This window comes from Pseudomonas sediminis (assembly GCF_002741105.1).
GTDB lineage: Bacteria > Pseudomonadota > Gammaproteobacteria > Pseudomonadales > Pseudomonadaceae > Aquipseudomonas > Aquipseudomonas sediminis.
The window spans coordinates 279,028-295,959 of record NZ_NIQU01000001.1; the positions used below are offsets into that span (position 1 = coordinate 279,028).

Consider the following 16,932-nt stretch of genomic DNA (forward strand, 5'->3'; position numbering starts at 1 on the left):
GCCAGCGGCAATTAGCCAGCAACGACGCTATTCGCGGCGCAGGCGTTTGGGCGTGAGGCCGAGGTAGCGGCGCATGGACGTAGTCAATGCACTCTGACTGGAGAACCCACACTCTTCAGCGATTCGTACCAGCGGTAGGTTACTTTCACGAAGCATGCGCGCAGCGCGGTCAAGGCGGGTCTGGAGCAGGTACTGGTGTGGCGTGAGGCCGACGCTGTCCTTGAACTGGGCATGGAAGTGGCTGGGGCTTAGGCACATTTCGTGTGCCAGCTCGGCGACACTGATGCGCCGCGCCAGGTGTTCGCCGATGTAATCGTCCAGGCGCTGTAGGTCCATTGCCCCTTGCGGCTGCCTGCGCTGCTCGCCGAACAGGCGCAGGTGCAGGGCGCGGAGCAACACGCCGCCAAGCGAGCGTGCCAGAATCGAGTCGCTGCCATAGCGCTCCAGCTCCGCGCCGGCATAGGTCAGCAGGCGCTGGAAATCGACATCGAGGGCGGGATAGCGAGGCGTTTCGAACAGACGGTGGAGCAATTCCAGGTCTTCGCTGGGGGTGTCCTGCTCGTCCAGATCGAGGATCAGCATGCGGTTGTCGCCCATGCCGGCGAACTGGTGAGCGGCATCGCCCGGTACCAGGCAGGCACGCATCCGGCAGACTTCTCCACCACGACCGCCGACTTCGAATTCGGCGCGGCCGACCAGAGACATCACCAGTTGATGATGATCATGGGCATGTTCATGGGCCTGTTCATCCAGGCGGATCACACGGGCTTGCAACATCGCAAAAGACTGGCGGCACGAAACAAGGGTTGCACTTTACTCCTTTCCAACAGAAAACGCCGCAACCACCTATCAGCGAAATGGTTGCACCTATAGCAACCTACGCACCAAATCGCATCTCCGAATACCCGCTGGCTCCATTACCGTGCACCCTATCAGTCCCACTGAACCGCATTACGTAGCCTCGGGAAAATGGCAGGAGAGTTGCTTCGCTCCTCTCTAACGATCATGACAAGCGAACCTCAATGAGCAATGCCGCCCTCATTTTTCTGACCCTGCTGGTCGCGTTGCTCACACTTAGCTACTGGCTCACCCACCGCGCGGAAAATCGCCAGGTGAGGGCCAGCAAGCAGGCGGACACCAGGATCGTGCAGCGCTGCCTCGACCTGCTTCAGGCCTTGCAGCAACATCGCGGACTGGGCGCACAGCTGGATGCCGCGAGCGTTGCGCAGCGCAATGCGCAGGCGCAGCAGTTGGACCAGCTTTGGCTCGACTGGCCCGGCGCCGCCATGCAACTACCGCCCTTGCAGCAACACTGGCCGCAGTTGCGCCGCAAACCCGCCGACTTCGCTGCCCACTGCCGACTGATCGAGGCACTGCTGACGGTGATCGAACAACTCGAAGACCGCCTCTACCGTCAGCATCATCCCAGAATTCGCGGGCTCGGTGAGGCCTGCCGCGCGCTGGAGGACCTTGCCAGGCTGCGCGGCCTGGCGGTACGCGCGGCCAATTACGAGCGCTGCCCGCCCGGCCTGCAGATGCAACTACGCTTTCTCTGCAAGCGCATGCTCGATCAGGAGCAGGACTCGCATCTGCTCGCACTGATCGAGCGCCTGCAGAGTGATCTGATCGAGCCCGCGCAGATTCGCCTGGCGCCCGGTGAGTGCTTCGCCCTGCTCACCCCACTGATCGAACAGCGCCTGCTGGGCATTCGTCTGAGCCTGGATTGAAACGTTGAAAAAATCCCGCAGTCGCCCCATGTAGCAACCAACGTGCAAGCAAAGGTGCTCCATGAACGATCAGGACATCCACTCCGAAGCTGTCGACGACAACGTGCAATCCACCACCGGCCTGGTGCTGCCTGCACAAAGGCTGCCGGACAAGCTCTATATCATCCCCATCAACAACCGCCCGTTCTTCCCCGCGCAGGTATTGCCGGTGATCGTCAACGAGCACCCTTGGGGGCGCACGCTCAAGCGCGTGGACAACACCGAACACAAATGCCTGGCGGTGTTCTACGTCGACAACCCACCGGACGAGCACGGCGAGTTCGATCTCGATAGCCTGCCCGAGCACGGTACCCTGGTGCGCGTGCACCACGTCAGCGAGGAAGGCGGCAAGCTGCAGTTCGTCGCCCAGGGCCTGACCCGCGTGCGCATTCGTGGCTGGCTCAGCCGGCGCGGCCCCTACCTGGCCGAAGTCGAATACCCGCAGCCGCCGGCCTACCCGCGCGACGAGGTCAAGGCCTACGGCATGGCGCTGATCAACGCGATCAAGGAGCTGCTGCCGCTCAATCCGCTGTACAGCGAAGAGTTGAAGAATTACCTCAATCGTTTCAGTCCCAACGAGCCGTCACCGCTCACCGACTTCGCCGCGGCCCTGACCACTGCCTCCGGCCATGAACTACAGGAAGTGCTGGACACCGTGCCCATGCTCAAGCGCATGGAGAAGGTGCTGCCGCTACTGCGCAAGGAGGTCGAGGTCGGTCGCCTGCAGAAAGAACTTTCGGCCGAGGTGAACAAGCAGATTGGCGAACGCCAGCGCGAGTTCTTCCTCAAGGAGCAGCTCAAGCTGATCCAGCAGGAGCTGGGTCTCAGCAAGGACGACAAGAGCGCGGATCGCGAAGAATTCCTCGCCCGCCTCGAAGGCAAGACCTTGCCTGCGCAGGCGCAGAAGCGCATCGACGAGGAGCTGAACAAGCTGTCGATCCTCGAAGCCGGCTCGCCTGAGTACGCCGTCACGCGCAATTATCTGGACTGGTCCACCGCCCTGCCCTGGGGCATTCATGGCCAGGACAAGCTCGACCTGGGCCACGCGCGCAAGGTGCTGGACAAGCACCACGCCGGCATGGACGACATCAAAGAGCGCATCACCGAGTTCCTGGCCGTCGGCGCCTTCAAGGGCGAGATCGCCGGCTCCATCGTGCTGTTGGTCGGCCCGCCCGGCGTGGGCAAGACCAGTATCGGCAAATCCATCGCCGAATCGCTCGGCCGGCCGTTCTACCGTTTCTCGGTGGGCGGCATGCGTGACGAGGCGGAGATCAAGGGCCATCGCCGTACCTACATCGGCGCCATGCCCGGCAAGCTGGTGCAGGCGCTGAAGGAGGCCGAGGTGATGAACCCGGTGATCATGCTCGACGAGATCGACAAGATGGGCACCAGCTACCAGGGCGACCCCGCCTCGGCGCTACTGGAAACCCTCGATCCGGAGCAGAACGTCGAGTTCCTCGACCACTACCTGGATCTGCGCCTGGACCTGTCCAAGGTACTGTTCGTCTGTACCGCCAACACCCTCGATTCCATCCCCGGCCCGTTGCTCGACCGCATGGAAGTGATCCGCCTGTCCGGCTATATCACCGAGGAAAAACTGGCCATCGCCAAACGCCACCTGTGGCCCAAGCAGTTGGAAAAAGCCGGCGTGCCGAAAGCGCGCCTGTCCATCAGCGATGCAGCGCTGCGTAAGGTGATCGAAGGCTATGCCCGTGAAGCCGGCGTGCGTCAGCTGGAGAAACAGCTGGGCAAGCTGGTGCGTAAATCAGTGGTGAAGCTGCTGGACGATCCCGACGCGAAGATTCGCATTGGCGCCAAGGACCTCGAGCAAGCTCTCGGCATGCCGGTATTCCGCAATGAACGGGTACTGGCCGGCACCGGGGTGATCACCGGCCTGGCCTGGACCAGCATGGGCGGCGCCACCCTGCCGATCGAAGCAACGCGCATCCATACGCTCAATCGCGGCTTCAAGCTCACCGGCCAGCTCGGCGAAGTGATGAAGGAGTCGGCGGAGATCGCCTACAGCTACGTCAGCTCGCATCTGAAGCAGTTCGGCGGCGACCCGACCTTCTTCGACCAGGCCTTCGTCCACCTGCATGTACCGGAAGGGGCCACGCCCAAGGATGGTCCCAGCGCCGGCATCACCATGGCCAGCGCCCTGCTTTCTCTCGCTCGTAACCAGGCGCCGAAAAAGGGCGTAGCCATGACCGGCGAGCTGACCCTCACTGGCCAGGTGCTGCCCATCGGTGGCGTACGCGAGAAAGTGATCGCGGCGCGGCGGCAGAAGATTCACGAGCTGATCCTGCCGGAGGCCAATCGCGGCAGCTACGAGGAACTGCCGGACTACCTCAAGGAAGGAATTACCGTGCACTTCGCCAAGCGCTACAGCGACGTGGCCAAGGTGTTGTTCGACTAGACAGGCAGATGAGGGAGCGGGCGTTGCTCGCGAAGCTTTCAGCCTCGCCGATATTCGCGAGCAGAGCTCGCTCCTACAGCGAACCCAGCATCTCCACGGTCGCCACCGACAGGTCTATGCCGCTATGCTGGGCCAGGTTTCGTCGACTGGAGTTCGTCATGCACGCCACCTTGCGCCTGCTTACCCTGCCCGCCCTGGCCCTGCTTACGGCCTGCGCTCATCAATCCGGCACGCTGGAGCTGAAGAAAGATCGGCAGTGCCCGCTGACGCTGAACAAGGGTCAGCAACTGATTCTCAGCCTACCCAGCAACCCCACCACCGGTTTTCGCTGGGAAGTTCGCGATGGAGCGGCGAACGTGCTGCAAAGCCTCGGCCCCGAGGTCTACAGCAACCCGGAAGACGCTGGACTGGTAGGCGCTGGCGGCATCTCCACCTGGCGCTTCACCGCGCGTGAGCCAGGCGAAGGTCGCCTGCTGCTGACGTACCAGCAGCCCTGGGAGCCTAACGTGCCGCCAGCGGAAACCTTCGAGTGTGAATTGCGGGTGAAATGAGCAAGCCGAACAAGGTAGAGCTTCTGTGGGAGGGGCTTTAGCCGCGACGACTTGAAGCAAATCGCCGCTAAAGCGCCTCCCACGGTTCCGTACCACCATCTATTCATTGGCGGGTTGCACCCGCTCTACAGGCCGAAAACGAACAAGGGGCGCTTCATGCGCCCCTTTCGTTTCCGCGTTTCGCGGCTCTCGCCCGACCTCAGCTCTTGAGCCGGTAACCGGTCTTGAAGATCCAACCCACCAGCAAGATGCACAGCGCCAGAAAGCCCAGCACCATCGCCAGGCTGACGCCGACGTTGACGTCGGACACGCCGTAGAAGCTCCAGCGGAAGGCGCTGATCAGGTACACCACCGGGTTGAACAGGGTCACCGTCTGCCAGGCAGGCGGCAGCATGCTGATCGAATAGAAAGCGCCGCCGAGAAAGGTCAGTGGCGTGACGATCAGCGCCGGGACGATCTGCAGCTTCTCCCAGCCATCGGCCCACACGCCGATGATGAAACCGAACAGGCTGAAGGTCAGAGCCGTCAGCACCAGGAACGCCGCCATCCAGATCGGATGCTGAATCTCGAAATCGACGAACAACCGCGCGGTGAGCAGGATGATCAGGCCGAGGATCACAGACTTGGTCGCCGCCGCGCCGACATAACCGATCAGAATTTCCAGATAGGACACCGGCGCCGACAGCAGCTCGTAGATACTTCCGGAATATTTGGGCATGTAGATGCCGAACGACGCATTGGAAATGCTCTCGGTCAGCAGCGCCAGCATGATCAAGCCCGGAATGATGAAGGCGCCGTAGCTCACGCCCTGCACCTGGGTCATGCTCGAACCGATGGCCGAGCCGAACACCACGAAATACAGCGAGGTGCTGATCACCGGTGTGGCGATGCTCTGCAGCAGGGTGCGCCAGGTGCGCGCCAGCTCGAACAGGTAGATAGCCTTGATGGCGTACAGGTTCATGCGCAAATCTCCATTTCAGGGCGCTGAGAGGCGTAGCGAGCGAAGGTCAGGCAAGGCGAAGTCAGGCGAGGCCGCGGAGTGTACGCGTTGTACATGAGCAGGCCGAGCCTGACTTCAACGCAGCCTGGGCGAGCGCAGTAGCGTCTCATCGGCCTGAGACCAGTGACACGAAGATTTCCTCCAGAGAGCTCTGGCTCGACTGCAGATCCTTGAAGTCGATGCCGTGCTGAGCCAGGTCGCGCAGCAGTTCGGCGATGCCGGTGTTCTCGTGCTGGGCATCGAAGGTGAACACCAGAGCATGGCCCTGATCGGCCAGCTCCAGGCCATAGCGCGACAGCTCGGCCGGCACGCAGGACAGCGGCTGCTGCAGGTGCAGGGTCAGCTGCTTCTTGCCCAGCTTGTGCATCAGCACCTGCTTGTCTTCCACCAGGATGATGCGGCCCTTGCTGATCACCCCGATGCGGTCGGCCATTTCCTCGGCCTCCTCGATGTAGTGGGTGGTCAGGATGATGGTCACGCCGCGCTCACGCAGACGCCGCACCATGTTCCACATGTCGCGGCGCAGCTCCACGTCGACGCCAGCGGTGGGCTCGTCGAGAAAGAGAATCTGCGGTTCATGCGAGAGCGCCTTGGCGATCATCACCCGGCGCTTCATGCCGCCGGACAGTTCCATGATCTTGGCGTTGCGTTTGTCCCATAGCGACAGATCCTTGAGCAACTGCTCCAGGTAGGCCGGGTCGGGCTTCTTGCCGAACAGACCGCGGCTGAACTTTACCGTCGCCCAGACGGTTTCGAACACGTCGCTGACCAGTTCCTGTGGCACCAGACCGATCTGCGAGCGGGCCGCGCGGTAGTCACGGACGATGTCCTTACCGCCGACCAGCACCTTGCCCTCGCCAGGATTAACGATGCCGCAGATGATGCTGATCAGGGTGGTCTTGCCCGCGCCGTTGGGGCCGAGCAAGGCGAAAATCTCGCCCTGGCGAATGTCCAGGTCGATGCCTTGCAGCGCCGGATGCCCGGACGCATAGATCTTGTTCAGTTGCTGGATGGAGATGACCGACTGCACGGTGGATGGCCCCTTGCCTGCGGAAAACGCAACAGTTTACAGGGCATGAGCCGCCGACATCAGCGCGCGGAAGAAAAAACGGCGCACTTGTGGTGCGCCGGGGATGCTGCAGGTGAGGTAGAAACGATTACAGCGCTTGTGGCGATGTAACGATAGGCCTGGCGGCAAGCGCCGCCCGGCGTATTCGGTGGCGAGCGGGATCAGAGCGGCGTCAGCAGCTTGCCGGTGGCGATGAAGGCGCGCAGGTTGTCCAGCACCAGATCAGCCATCTGCTGACGCGTCTCGACACTGGCGCTGCCGACGTGCGGCAACAGCACCACGTTGTCCAGTTCGCGCAGCGCCGCCGGTACCTGAGGCTCACGCTCGAAAACGTCCAGCCCGGCACCGCCGATCACTTTGCCCTGCAACGCCGTGATCAGCGCGGCCTCATCGACCACCGAGCCACGCGCGACGTTGACCAGAAAGCCATCCGGGCCGAGTGCTTCGAGCACCTCGGCGTTGATCAGGTGATGGGTGGCCTTGCCGCCCGGGCAGGTCAGCACCAAAAAGTCTGCCCAACGCGCCAGCGCCAGCAGATCCGGCTCGTGCCGGTAAGGGCTGCCCTCGACCGCACGGCGATTGTGGTAACGCACCGGCATGGAGAAACCGGAGGCGCGCAGGGCTACCGCCTCGCCGATGCGGCCAAGGCCGACGATCCCCAGGCGCTTGCCGCTGACCCGACGCGCCAGCGGGAAGCCCGTGGTGCTGCTCCAGGCGACGCTGCGCACGAAGCGATCAGCCTCGGACAGGCGCCGCGCGCTGTCGATCATCAGGCCCATGGCCAGGTCGGCGACGCAGTCGTTGAGCACGTCCGGCGTGGTGCTGAGCACGATGCCGCGATCACGCAGCAGATCCAGCGGATAGGGATCGTAGCCCACGCCGAAGCTGCAGATGGCGCGCAGATTCGGCAGCAGCGCCAGTTGGTCAGCCGTACAGCCGAAGCGTGCTGAGGACACCATATAGATGAACTGCTCGCCGTGCTCGCGCAGGAACGCCAGCGGCTCGGCCTGTTGCCACAGCGCACTGACCTCGTATTGCTCGGCCAGCTCGCGGTTGAAACGCTCGCTCAGCGGGCCGATCTGCAGCACCTTGGGTTTGCTCATGGAACCTCCTGTTTGGATCGTGCGATTTACCAGGCTGTTGAAAAACTACCTGCGTTGCCAATGCTGCGTTAAATACAGGCTCAAAATGCTCATTTACAGCTCGTAAACTCCGCTTTTTCGCCTGTATTTGCCTTGCACTGGCTACCTCGCCTACGTTTTTCAACGGCCTGCTACAGCAATTTGCCCGGATTCATCAGTCCGGCCAGATCCAGCGCCTGCTTGACGCGGGCCATCAACTCCAGCTCCAGCGGCGCCTTGTAGTGCTGCGCGGCCAGGCGCTTGGACTGTCCCAGGCCATGTTCGGCGCTGATGCTGCCGGCATAGCGCAGGGTCTGGTCGTAGATCACGCGCATGATCGCCTCGGCCTGCGCCTTGAACGCGACATCCTCGGCGCCGATTGGCTTGCTGATGTTGTAATGCAGGTTGCCGTCGCCGACGTGCCCGTAGGCCACGATGCGCACACCGGGGAAGGCCTGCTGCAGTGCGGCATCGGTAAGTTCGATGAAGTCGGGGATACGGCTGACCGGCACGCTGATGTCGTGCTTGAGACTCGGCCCCTCGTGGTTCTGCGCTTCCGAAATGCCTTCACGCAACGCCCACAAGGCGCGTACCTGGGCGTCGCTGGCGGCGACCACGGCATCCAGCGCCACGCCTTGCTCGAAGGCAGCACCGAGGCCCTCTTCCAGCAACTCGTTCAAGGGCGCGTTGGGCTGGGTGTCACTCAGCTCGATCAGTACGTACCAGGGATGCGTGTCGGCGAACGGATCGCTGACACCGGCGACATGGCGCAGGACGAACTCGACGCTTTGCCGCGACATCAGTTCGAAGCCGGTCAGGCGGTCGCCACACAGCCCGCGCATCTGCCCGATCAGCTCGACCGCTGCCTGCGGACTGGGCAGCGCCACCCAGGCGGTGGTCAGGCTGCGCACGGCGGGGAACAACTTGAGCACGGCGGCAGTGATGATGCCCAGGGTGCCCTCGCTGCCGATGAACAGGTGTTTGAGGTCGTAGCCGGTATTGTCCTTGCGCAACCCGCGCAGGCCGTCCCAGATGCGCCCATCGGGCAACACCACTTCCAGGCCCAGGGCCAGGTCGCGCATGTTGCCGTAGCGCAGCACCGCGGTGCCGCCGGCATTGGTCGCCAGGTTGCCACCGACCGTGCAACTGCCCTCGGCGCCCAGCGACAGCGGGAACAGCCGGCCCACCTCGGCGGCGGCTTCCTGTAGCTGCTGCAGGATCACCCCCGCTTCGACGGTGATGGTTTCATTGCCCACGTCCACTGCGCGGATACGCTTCATGCGCGTCAGCGACAGCACGACCTGCGCGCCAGAGTCGTCCGGGATCGAGCCGCCGCACAGCCCGGTATTACCGCCTTGTGGCACCAGGGCGACGCCGGCCTGCGCGCACAAACGCACCACGGCGGCAACTTCCTCGGTCGACGCCGGGCGCAGCACGGCAGCCGCCTGGCCACGGTAGGCACCCCGCCAGTCGCTGAGGTAGCTCTGCATGCGCTCGGCGTCAGTGATCAGGCCAGCCTCGCCGACCGCCTCGCACAATGCCTGCAGCAGATCATCGGACAGGCCACTCATCTCAGGTCACCGGCGCCGGGTTGAACAGCACCAGATCGTTGTGCAGCCGCAGATGCTCGGCGCAGGTCTGCTTTCGACCGCTGGCCACGTCCAGATAGAGCTGGAAGATATGCCAGCCCATTTGCTCCAGCGTCATGCGCCCGGAGACGATCTGTCCAGCGTCGACGTCGATCAGATCCGGCCAGCGTTCGGCCAGTTGCGTGCGCGTGGCCACCTTGATCACCGGCACCATGGACAGGCCATAGGGCGTGCCGCGACCGGTGGTGAAGATGTGCAGGTTCATGCCCGCCGCCAGCTGCAGGGTGCCGCAGATGAAGTCGCTGGCCGGCGTGGCGCAAAACCACAAGCCCTTGCCACGAATGCGCTCGCCCGGCGCGACCACGCCAGCGATGGTACCGTTGCCGGACTTGGCGATCGAACCCATGGCCTTCTCGACGATGTTGTTCAGCCCACCCTTCTTGTTGCCCGGCGTGGTGTTGGCGCTGCGGTCGGCCATGCCGCGCTGCAGGTAGCGGTCGTACCAGTCCATCTCGCGGATCAGCGCATCGGCCACTTCGACCGTGGCCGCACGCGGCGTCAGCAGGTGGATGCCGTCACGCACTTCGGTGTTCTCACTGAACATCACGGTGGCACCGGCGCGCACCAGCAGGTCGGCCGCCACGCCAAGGGCCGGGTTGGCGGTGATACCGGAGAAGGCGTCGCTGCCGCCGCACTGCATGCCGACCACCAATTCGGAAGCCGGCACGGTCTCGCGACGACGCTGGTCGAGCACTTTCAGGCGATCCTCGATCATGCCCATGATCTGCTTGACCATGCCGGTGAAACCGGTGCCGGAATCCTGCAGGCGGAACAACCAGTCCTCCTCGTCCATGCCGTTGGTGAGCTGGTCGCCATCCATCAACTGGTTGGCCTGCAGCTTCTCGCAGCCGAGGCTGATCACCAGCGCCTGGCCACCCAGGTTGGGGTTGCGGCTGATGTTGTACAGCGTGCGGATCGGCACCACCGCGTCCGGCGCGTTGATCGCTACGCCGCAGCCATAGCTGTGCGACAACGCCACCACGTCGTCGACGTTGGGGTACTTGGGCAGGACTTCCTTGCGCACGCGCTCGACCACGTGATCGAGCACGCCGACCACGCACTGCACCGTGGTGGTCACACCGAGGATGTTACGGGTGCCAACGCTGCCGTCCGGATTGCGGAAGCCCTCGAAGGTATAGCCTTCCAGCGGCTCGCCAGGTGCGGTCTTGAGGGTCGCCTTGGGCAGGTTGTCCAACACCGGCGGCTCGGGCATGCGCAGCACCTGCTCGGTGACCCAGCTGCCGGCGGCGATGGGCTTGAGCGCATAGCCGATGACCTCGCCATAACGCACCACCTCGCCGCCTTCGGCGATATCCACCAGCGCCACCTTGTGGCTCTGCGGGATGCCCTCGATAGCCGTCAGACCGTCGTCAAACTGGCCGCCTGCGGCGACGCCCTGGTTATTGACCACCACGCCGACGTTGTCGCTCGGGTGCAGGCGGATATAGCGGGGCGAATCCTGATGGGGAATCAACTGCATGACGCTTGCTCCTGTTGTGCGTTCAGGATGCCGAGCCGGACGTGGCGTCCAGCTCGACCCTGTGAATACGGCCGACGATCAAGCCGAAGCTCACGACCGCCAGCAGGGAATTGAGACCAACATAGGCCAATGCCCAATCGAATGATCCGGTACGGCTGACCAGGTAGCCGATAACGATAGGTGTGGTGATCGCTGCCAGGTTACCGAAGGTGTTGAACAGCCCGCCGGACAAGCCAAGGATCTGCCGAGGCGAAGTGTCGGCCACCAGCGTCCAGCCCAGCGAGCCGAGGCCCTTGCCGAAGAAGGCCAGGGCCATCAGCGCCATCACGGCCGTGTCGCTCTCGACGAAAATGCACAGCACCACGGCGCTCGACAGCAGCAGACCGAACACCATCGGCAGCTTGCGCGCCAGAGTCAGCGAGTGACCGCGACGCAACATGCCATCGGACAGCAGCCCACCAAGCACGCCACCGGCGCAACCGCTGATAGCCGGCAAGGCGGCAGCGAAACCGGCGCCGAGAATGCTCATGCCGCGCGCCTGCACCAGGTAGACCGGAAACCAGGTGAGAAAGAAATAGGTAATGGCGTTGTTGCAGTACTGGCCGAGGTAGATGCCGATCATCGTGCGCTGGCGCAGCAGCAGGCCCAGGTAGCCCCACTGCGAACCGCCAATGCCACCACGCTGCCCTTCCAGATCAATCAGCGCCCCGCCCTGCTCCAGGTGTTCCAGCTCGGCCGCTTCGATACGCGGGTGCTGACGCGGGCCATGCAGCTGCTTCAACCACAGCAGCGACAGCGCCAGCCCCAGACAACCGAGCACGATGAACACCGACTGCCAGCCCATGGTTTGCACCACCCAGCCCATCAAGGGTGCGAACAGGGCGGTGGCAGCATATTGCGCCGAACTGGAGATGGCCGTGGCGGTGGCGCGCTCAGCGGTAGGAAACCACGAGGCGATGATCCGTGCATTGCCGGGAAAGCACGGCGCACTGGCAAAGCCCACCAACAGCCGCAGCAGAAACATCGAGGTCACGGCCCAGGTGCCCGGCAGCCAGCCGACGAAACCCTGCAACAGGGTCAGCGCCGACCAGACGAACAACGCCAGGGTGTACACCGGCTTGGTGCCGAAGCGGTCGAACAGCCAGCCACCGGGAATCTGCCCGATCACGTAGGCCCAGCCGAACGCCGAGAAGATGTAGCCGAGCGTCACCGCGTCGATACCGAGGCCGGCCTGCATCGCCGAACCGGCAACGGACAGACTGGAGCGATCGGCGAAGGTGATGGTCGTGACCAGAAACAGCATCAACAAGATGCTGTAGCGCACACGACCCGGTTTGGCATCTGGCATCGGCAAGGCTCGCGAGACAGAAGTAAAGATTGACCCCGTAGGCCAGGCCGAACACCCGTAGGGTGGGCTTCAGCCCACCAGCTACAGTCTCGGTGGGCTGAAGCGGAACGCCGCCCGGCTCATCCTAAAGGACTGCAATCAAGGTGGGCTGAAGCCCACCCTACGGAATAAAGTCCGGGCTTGGCTCAACGAACCAGGCAGGGCTTCTTGTTATTGAAAGTCCAGTTGGGGATCAGGTACTGCATGGCAATGGCGTCGTCACGCGCGCCCAGGCCCTTGGTCTGGTACAGCTCGTGCGCCTTGGCTAGCGCGTCCCAATCCAGCTCGACGCCGAGACCTGGGGTTTTCGGCACCTGCACCAGACCACCTTCGATGCGCAGCGGGTTGCGCGTCAGGTACTGGCCGTCCTGCCAGATCCAGTGGGTATCGATGGCAGTGACTCGACCCGGCGCCGCCGCGGCGACGTGGGTGAACATGGCCAGGGAGATGTCGAAGTGGTTGTTGGAGTGCGAACCCCAAGTCAAGCCCCAGTCGTTGCACATCTGCGCCACGCGCACGGAACCGGCCATGGTCCAGAAGTGCGGGTCGGCCAACGGGATGTCCACCGATTGCAGGGAGATGGTGTGGCCCATCTGCCGCCAGTCGGTAGCGATCATGTTGGTCGCAGTCGGCAGGCCGGTGGCACGGCGGAACTCGGCCATCACTTCCCGACCGGAGTAGCCGTTCTCGGCGCCGCACGGGTCTTCGGCATAGGCCAGCACGCCATGCAGGTCGCGGCACAGGGCAATGGCCTCATCCAGCGACCAGCCGCCATTCGGGTCCAGCGTCACACGAGCCTCAGGGAAGCGCGCGGCCAGGGCGCGGATCGCCTCGACTTCGGCTTCGCCATGCAGCACACCGCCCTTGAGTTTGAAATCGTTGAAGCCATAACGCGCATGCGCGGCCTCGGCCTGGCGGACGATGGTTTCCGGCGTCAATGCGGTCTGGTTGCGCACGCGCTCCCAGGTGTCATCGGCATCGCGCTCATCGCGATAGCCGAGATCGGTCTTGTCCTTGTCACCGACGAAGAACAGATAACCGAGCATTTCCACGGCATCGCGCTGCTGGCCTTCGCCGAGCAGTGCAGCCACCGGCACACCGAGGTGCTGGCCGAGCAGGTCGAGCAACGCGGACTCCAGCGCGGTGACGGCGTGAATGGTGATGCGCAGATCGAAAGTCTGCAGGCCGCGACCGCCGGAATCACGATCTGCGAAAGCGCGGCGTACCTGGTTGAGCAAGGCGTTGTAGTTGCCGACCGGTTGGCCGACGAGGATCGAGCGGGCGTCGTCGAGGGTCTTACGAATGCCCTCGCCGCCGGGGACTTCGCCGACACCGACGTGGCCGGCGCTGTCCTTGAGAATGAGGATGTTGCGGGTGAAATACGGGCCGTGGGCACCGCTCAGATTGAGCAGCATGCTGTCTTGACCGGCGACCGGTACGACTTGCAGCTCGGTGATCAGCGGAGTGCCGACAGCGGCAGGAATCTGTGAAGTCATGAGCGTTACCCTGTTGTTCTTATGCGGGTTCGACAATGGTTCAATGCCGTCGCGCCCGGACTTCCGGGGCGCGGCCAGGCCGCTCGCCGCAGCGAGCGGCCCTCTGCGGTATTACTGCGCGCCTTGGGCTTCGATCAGCTTGGCCAGGGCTTCGTACTCGTCCGGCAGCAGATCGGTCAGCGGTGCGCGTACCGGACCGGCGTCGTAACCGACGATCTTGGCACCGGCCTTGACAATGCTCACGGCATAGCCGGCCTTGCGGTTACGGATGTCCAGGTACGGCAGGAAGAAATCATCGATCAGCTTGCCAACGGTGGCGTGATCTTCCGCGGCGATGGCGCGGTAGAAGTCCATGGCGGTTTTCGGGATGAAGTTGAACACGGCCGAGGAGTAGACCGGCACACCCAGCGCCTTGTAGGCCGCAGCGTAGACTTCAGCGGTCGGCAGGCCGCCGAGGTAGGTCAGACGCTCGCCCAGGCGCCGGCGGATCGACACCATCAGCTCGATGTCGCCCAGGCCATCCTTGTAACCGATCAGGTTCGGGCAACGCTCGGCCAGTTGCTCCAGCAGGTTGGCGTTGAGACGGCAGACGTTACGGTTGTAGATCACCACGCCGATCTTCACCGACTTGCACACCTGCTCGACGTGAGCGGCAACGCCGTCCTGCGAGGCTTCGGTCAGGTAGTGCGGCAGCAGCAGCAAGCCCTTGGCGCCCAGGCGCTCGGCTTCCTGCGCCATCTGGATGGCAACGCGGGTCGGGCCACCAACGCCAGCCAGGATAGGCACGGACTTCTCGCAGGTGTCCACGGCGGTCTTGATCACGGCGCTGTATTCGTCCGGCGCCAGGGAGAAGAACTCGCCAGTACCGCCGGCAGCGAACAGGGCGGAAGCACCGTAAGGCGCCAGCCACTCGAGGCGGCGCACATAGCCAGCCTGATTGAAATCACCGGCAGCATCGAAGTCGGTTACTGGGAAAGACAGCAGACCGGAGGAGAGGATGGACTTAAGTTCTTGTGGATTCATTATGCGAACACCCTGTTAAAGCGAGTTGTGAGGAATGACGTCAGCCGTAGCTGTAGAGATACGTTATCGTACAACAACAAAAAAAACACCAGTTTTTGTATTACCCGTTCGTCGAAGTTTTTATCGCCTTCGCCCAGCCTGCCCGCAAAACCGCTGCGTAAGCGTGAAAGCTCAGCGTAGAGCAGGCTCCATCATGGCGCCAGAAGAGATGGCAGCGCAATCATCATTAACCATGAGCAGCGTTGACAGGCCTGGAACAGGCTGGTACTAATTTCACCAAGTCATACGACAACCTATGACATTCCAATAAAAACAAACGAGGCCCTGGTCATGTCACAGACCTTCACTGCCGCCCCACCCTGCCATCGTGCCGACCATCGCACCGATGTCAGCAGCCGCCTGAACAGCGCAGTCCGCGCAGGCCTCGTTGCCGTCTTTGCCCATGCTCTCACTTGCTACCGCGCGGATCGCACGATGATCCCGGTGCACGACTGAACCGTACCTTTGCCATTGCGGCCGAGGGCCGCACCAGTTTCGGAGCCCCAGCCAAGATGTACGAAGCCTCCCGTAGCAGCACACCCCAGATCGTCGAGATGCAGGTCATTCCGGTCGCCGGCCATGACAGCATGCTGCTCAACCTGTGCGGCGCCCATGCCCCCTACTTCACCCGTAACCTGGTGCTGCTCAAGGACAATGCCGGGCGCATCGGCTGTGGTGAGGTTCCCGGTGGCGAAGGCATCCGCCAGGCGCTGGAGCGCTGCCGCGAACTGGTGATCGGCCAATCGGTAGGCCGTTACAACCATGTGCTCAATCGCCTGCGCCAGGCCATCGCCGGCCCGGCCAAAGGGCCGCAGACCACCCAGCATCAGGTCACGTCCGAATCCGAAGCGCGTGTACTCAAGCAACCGCACGAGATCAATCTGCGCCTGGACAACGTGATCACCGCGGTCGAAGCCGCGCTGCTCGATCTGCTCGGCCAGCATCTCGACCTGCCGGTGGCCGAACTGCTCGGCAGCGGCCAGCAACGCGACAGCGTGCCGATGCTCGCGTACCTCTTCTATATAGGTGAACGCCAGCGCACCGACCTGCCCTATCTCGCAGGTAAAGGCTCGGCAGATGACTGGTATCACCTGCGCCATCAAGCCGCGCTGACACCGGACGCCATCGCCCGCCTGGCCGAAGCGGCGCATGCGCGCTACGGCTTCAACGATTTCAAACTGAAAGGCGGCGTGATGCGTGGCGCCGAGGAAATGGACGCGATCCGCGCGATCAAGGCGCGCTTCCCCGATGCCCGCGTCACCCTCGATCCCAATGGCGCCTGGTCGCTGGATGAAGCCATCGCCCTGTGCCAAGGACAAGGTCACGTGCTGACCTATGCCGAAGACCCTTGCGGCCCTGAGAATGGCTACTCGGGTCGCGAGATCATGGCCGAGTTCAAGCGCGCCACCGGCATCCCCACCGCCACCAACATGGTCGCCACCGACTGGCGGCAGATGGGGCACTCGTTGCGCCTGGAGGCCGTGGACATTCCCCTGGCCGACCCGCACTTCTGGACCATGCAAGGCGCCGTGCGCCTCGGTCAGGTCTGTGAAGAGTTCGGCCTGACCTGGGGTTCGCATTCGAACAACCACTTCGATATTTCCCTAGCCATGTTCACCCATGCCGCTGCGGCCGTACCTGGCCGCGTCACTGCCATCGACACCCACTGGATCTGGCAGGAAGGCGAGGAACGTCTGACCCGCGAGCCGCTGCAGATCATCGGTGGCCAGGTGCAGGTATCGGACAAGCCCGGCCTCGGTATCGAGCCGGACATGGAGCGGATCATGGCCGCTCACGAACTTTACAAAAAGGTGGCCAACGGCGCGCGTGACGACGCCATGGCCATGCAGTACCTGGTTCCGGGTTGGCAATACGACCCGAAACGTCCCAGCCTCGGCCGCGAGTGACTCGCGCGGCTTTTATCCCAACCCGGAG

Annotated in this window: 13 protein-coding genes; 4 read left to right on the forward strand and 9 right to left on the reverse strand. The window is 63.3% G+C overall.

The genetic code is table 11. The features are described 5' to 3' along the window. Positions 1-27 precede the first annotated feature (27 nt). A complete protein-coding gene (locus CDO35_RS01435; protein WP_099522239.1) occupies positions 28-777 on the reverse strand; it encodes a helix-turn-helix domain-containing protein in 750 nt (249 codons plus the stop codon). A gap of 245 nt (positions 778-1,022) precedes the next feature. Between CDO35_RS01435 and CDO35_RS01440 the strand changes: the two genes are divergently transcribed. The 3 genes from CDO35_RS01440 to CDO35_RS01450 all read left to right on the forward strand — a co-directional run bounded on the left by CDO35_RS01440 (position 1,023) and on the right by CDO35_RS01450 (position 4,733). Further along, the gene (locus CDO35_RS01440; RefSeq protein WP_099522240.1) at positions 1,023-1,727 is read left to right on the forward strand and encodes a hypothetical protein; all 705 of its coding nucleotides are present in this window, start codon (positions 1,023-1,025) and stop codon (positions 1,725-1,727) included. A 61-nt stretch (positions 1,728-1,788) separates the two neighbouring features. After that, positions 1,789-4,182, forward strand: a complete 2,394-nt coding sequence (gene lon / locus CDO35_RS01445; RefSeq protein ID WP_099522241.1) for an endopeptidase La — start codon at positions 1,789-1,791, stop codon at positions 4,180-4,182. 158 nt (positions 4,183-4,340) lie between these two features. Then, positions 4,341-4,733, forward strand: coding sequence for a protease inhibitor I42 family protein (locus CDO35_RS01450; protein ID WP_064494209.1), 393 nt, complete (start codon positions 4,341-4,343; stop codon positions 4,731-4,733). Between the two features lie 199 nt (positions 4,734-4,932). On the opposite strand, the gene CDO35_RS01455 is transcribed toward CDO35_RS01450, so the two are convergent. The 8 genes from CDO35_RS01455 to kdgD form a co-directional block, all read right to left on the reverse strand. Further along, complete coding sequence (locus CDO35_RS01455; RefSeq protein ID WP_017678012.1) at positions 4,933-5,694, reverse strand: ABC transporter permease; 762 nt, start codon at positions 5,692-5,694, stop codon at positions 4,933-4,935. A gap of 145 nt (positions 5,695-5,839) precedes the next feature. Further along, positions 5,840-6,763: an ABC transporter ATP-binding protein gene (locus CDO35_RS01460; RefSeq protein WP_099522242.1), complete on the reverse strand. Its 924-nt coding sequence runs from the start codon at positions 6,761-6,763 to the stop codon at positions 5,840-5,842. 200 nt (positions 6,764-6,963) lie between these two features. Continuing rightward, the gene (locus tag CDO35_RS01465; protein WP_099522243.1) at positions 6,964-7,905 is read right to left on the reverse strand and encodes a 2-hydroxyacid dehydrogenase; all 942 of its coding nucleotides are present in this window, start codon (positions 7,903-7,905) and stop codon (positions 6,964-6,966) included. A gap of 170 nt (positions 7,906-8,075) precedes the next feature. Next, positions 8,076-9,494, reverse strand: coding sequence for an FAD-binding oxidoreductase (locus CDO35_RS01470; RefSeq protein ID WP_099522244.1), 1,419 nt, complete (start codon positions 9,492-9,494; stop codon positions 8,076-8,078). Between the two features lies 1 nt (position 9,495). Further along, positions 9,496-11,052, reverse strand: a complete 1,557-nt coding sequence (gene garD / locus CDO35_RS01475) for a galactarate dehydratase (protein ID WP_099522245.1) — start codon at positions 11,050-11,052, stop codon at positions 9,496-9,498. Positions 11,053-11,074: 22 nt separating this feature from the next. Further along, positions 11,075-12,400 carry an MFS transporter gene (locus CDO35_RS01480; protein WP_099522246.1) on the reverse strand — a complete coding sequence of 442 codons (1,326 nt, stop codon included), beginning with the start codon at positions 12,398-12,400 and terminating at the stop codon, positions 11,075-11,077. A gap of 185 nt (positions 12,401-12,585) precedes the next feature. Further along, the gene (gudD, locus tag CDO35_RS01485) at positions 12,586-13,935 is read right to left on the reverse strand and encodes a glucarate dehydratase (protein WP_099522247.1); all 1,350 of its coding nucleotides are present in this window, start codon (positions 13,933-13,935) and stop codon (positions 12,586-12,588) included. A 111-nt stretch (positions 13,936-14,046) separates the two neighbouring features. Next, positions 14,047-14,958 (reverse strand): 5-dehydro-4-deoxyglucarate dehydratase, encoded by a 912-nt coding sequence (gene kdgD, locus CDO35_RS01490; RefSeq protein ID WP_099522248.1) that lies wholly within the window; start codon positions 14,956-14,958, stop codon positions 14,047-14,049. A gap of 551 nt (positions 14,959-15,509) precedes the next feature. On the opposite strand from kdgD, the gene CDO35_RS01495 reads away from it, so the two are divergent. Further along, positions 15,510-16,904: an enolase C-terminal domain-like protein gene (locus CDO35_RS01495; RefSeq protein ID WP_099522249.1), complete on the forward strand. Its 1,395-nt coding sequence runs from the start codon at positions 15,510-15,512 to the stop codon at positions 16,902-16,904. Positions 16,905-16,932 lie beyond the last annotated feature (28 nt).

Excerpts from the sequence above, each read along its gene's own strand:
- CDO35_RS01435 (WP_099522239.1), bottom strand. The coding sequence starts at position 777 with ATGTTGCAAGCCCGTGTGATCCGCCTGGATGAACAGGCCCATGAACAT.
- CDO35_RS01440 (WP_099522240.1), top strand. The coding sequence starts at position 1,023 with ATGAGCAATGCCGCCCTCATTTTTCTGACCCTGCTGGTCGCGTTGCTC.
- lon (WP_099522241.1), top strand. The coding sequence starts at position 1,789 with ATGAACGATCAGGACATCCACTCCGAAGCTGTCGACGACAACGTGCAA.
- CDO35_RS01450 (WP_064494209.1), top strand. The coding sequence starts at position 4,341 with ATGCACGCCACCTTGCGCCTGCTTACCCTGCCCGCCCTGGCCCTGCTT.
- CDO35_RS01455 (WP_017678012.1), bottom strand. The coding sequence starts at position 5,694 with ATGAACCTGTACGCCATCAAGGCTATCTACCTGTTCGAGCTGGCGCGC.
- CDO35_RS01465 (WP_099522243.1), bottom strand. The coding sequence starts at position 7,905 with ATGAGCAAACCCAAGGTGCTGCAGATCGGCCCGCTGAGCGAGCGTTTC.
- CDO35_RS01470 (WP_099522244.1), bottom strand. The coding sequence starts at position 9,494 with ATGAGTGGCCTGTCCGATGATCTGCTGCAGGCATTGTGCGAGGCGGTC.
- garD (WP_099522245.1), bottom strand. The coding sequence starts at position 11,052 with ATGCAGTTGATTCCCCATCAGGATTCGCCCCGCTATATCCGCCTGCAC.
- CDO35_RS01480 (WP_099522246.1), bottom strand. The coding sequence starts at position 12,400 with ATGCCAGATGCCAAACCGGGTCGTGTGCGCTACAGCATCTTGTTGATG.
- gudD (WP_099522247.1), bottom strand. The coding sequence starts at position 13,935 with ATGACTTCACAGATTCCTGCCGCTGTCGGCACTCCGCTGATCACCGAG.
- kdgD (WP_099522248.1), bottom strand. The coding sequence starts at position 14,958 with ATGAATCCACAAGAACTTAAGTCCATCCTCTCCTCCGGTCTGCTGTCT.
- CDO35_RS01495 (WP_099522249.1), top strand. The coding sequence starts at position 15,510 with ATGTACGAAGCCTCCCGTAGCAGCACACCCCAGATCGTCGAGATGCAG.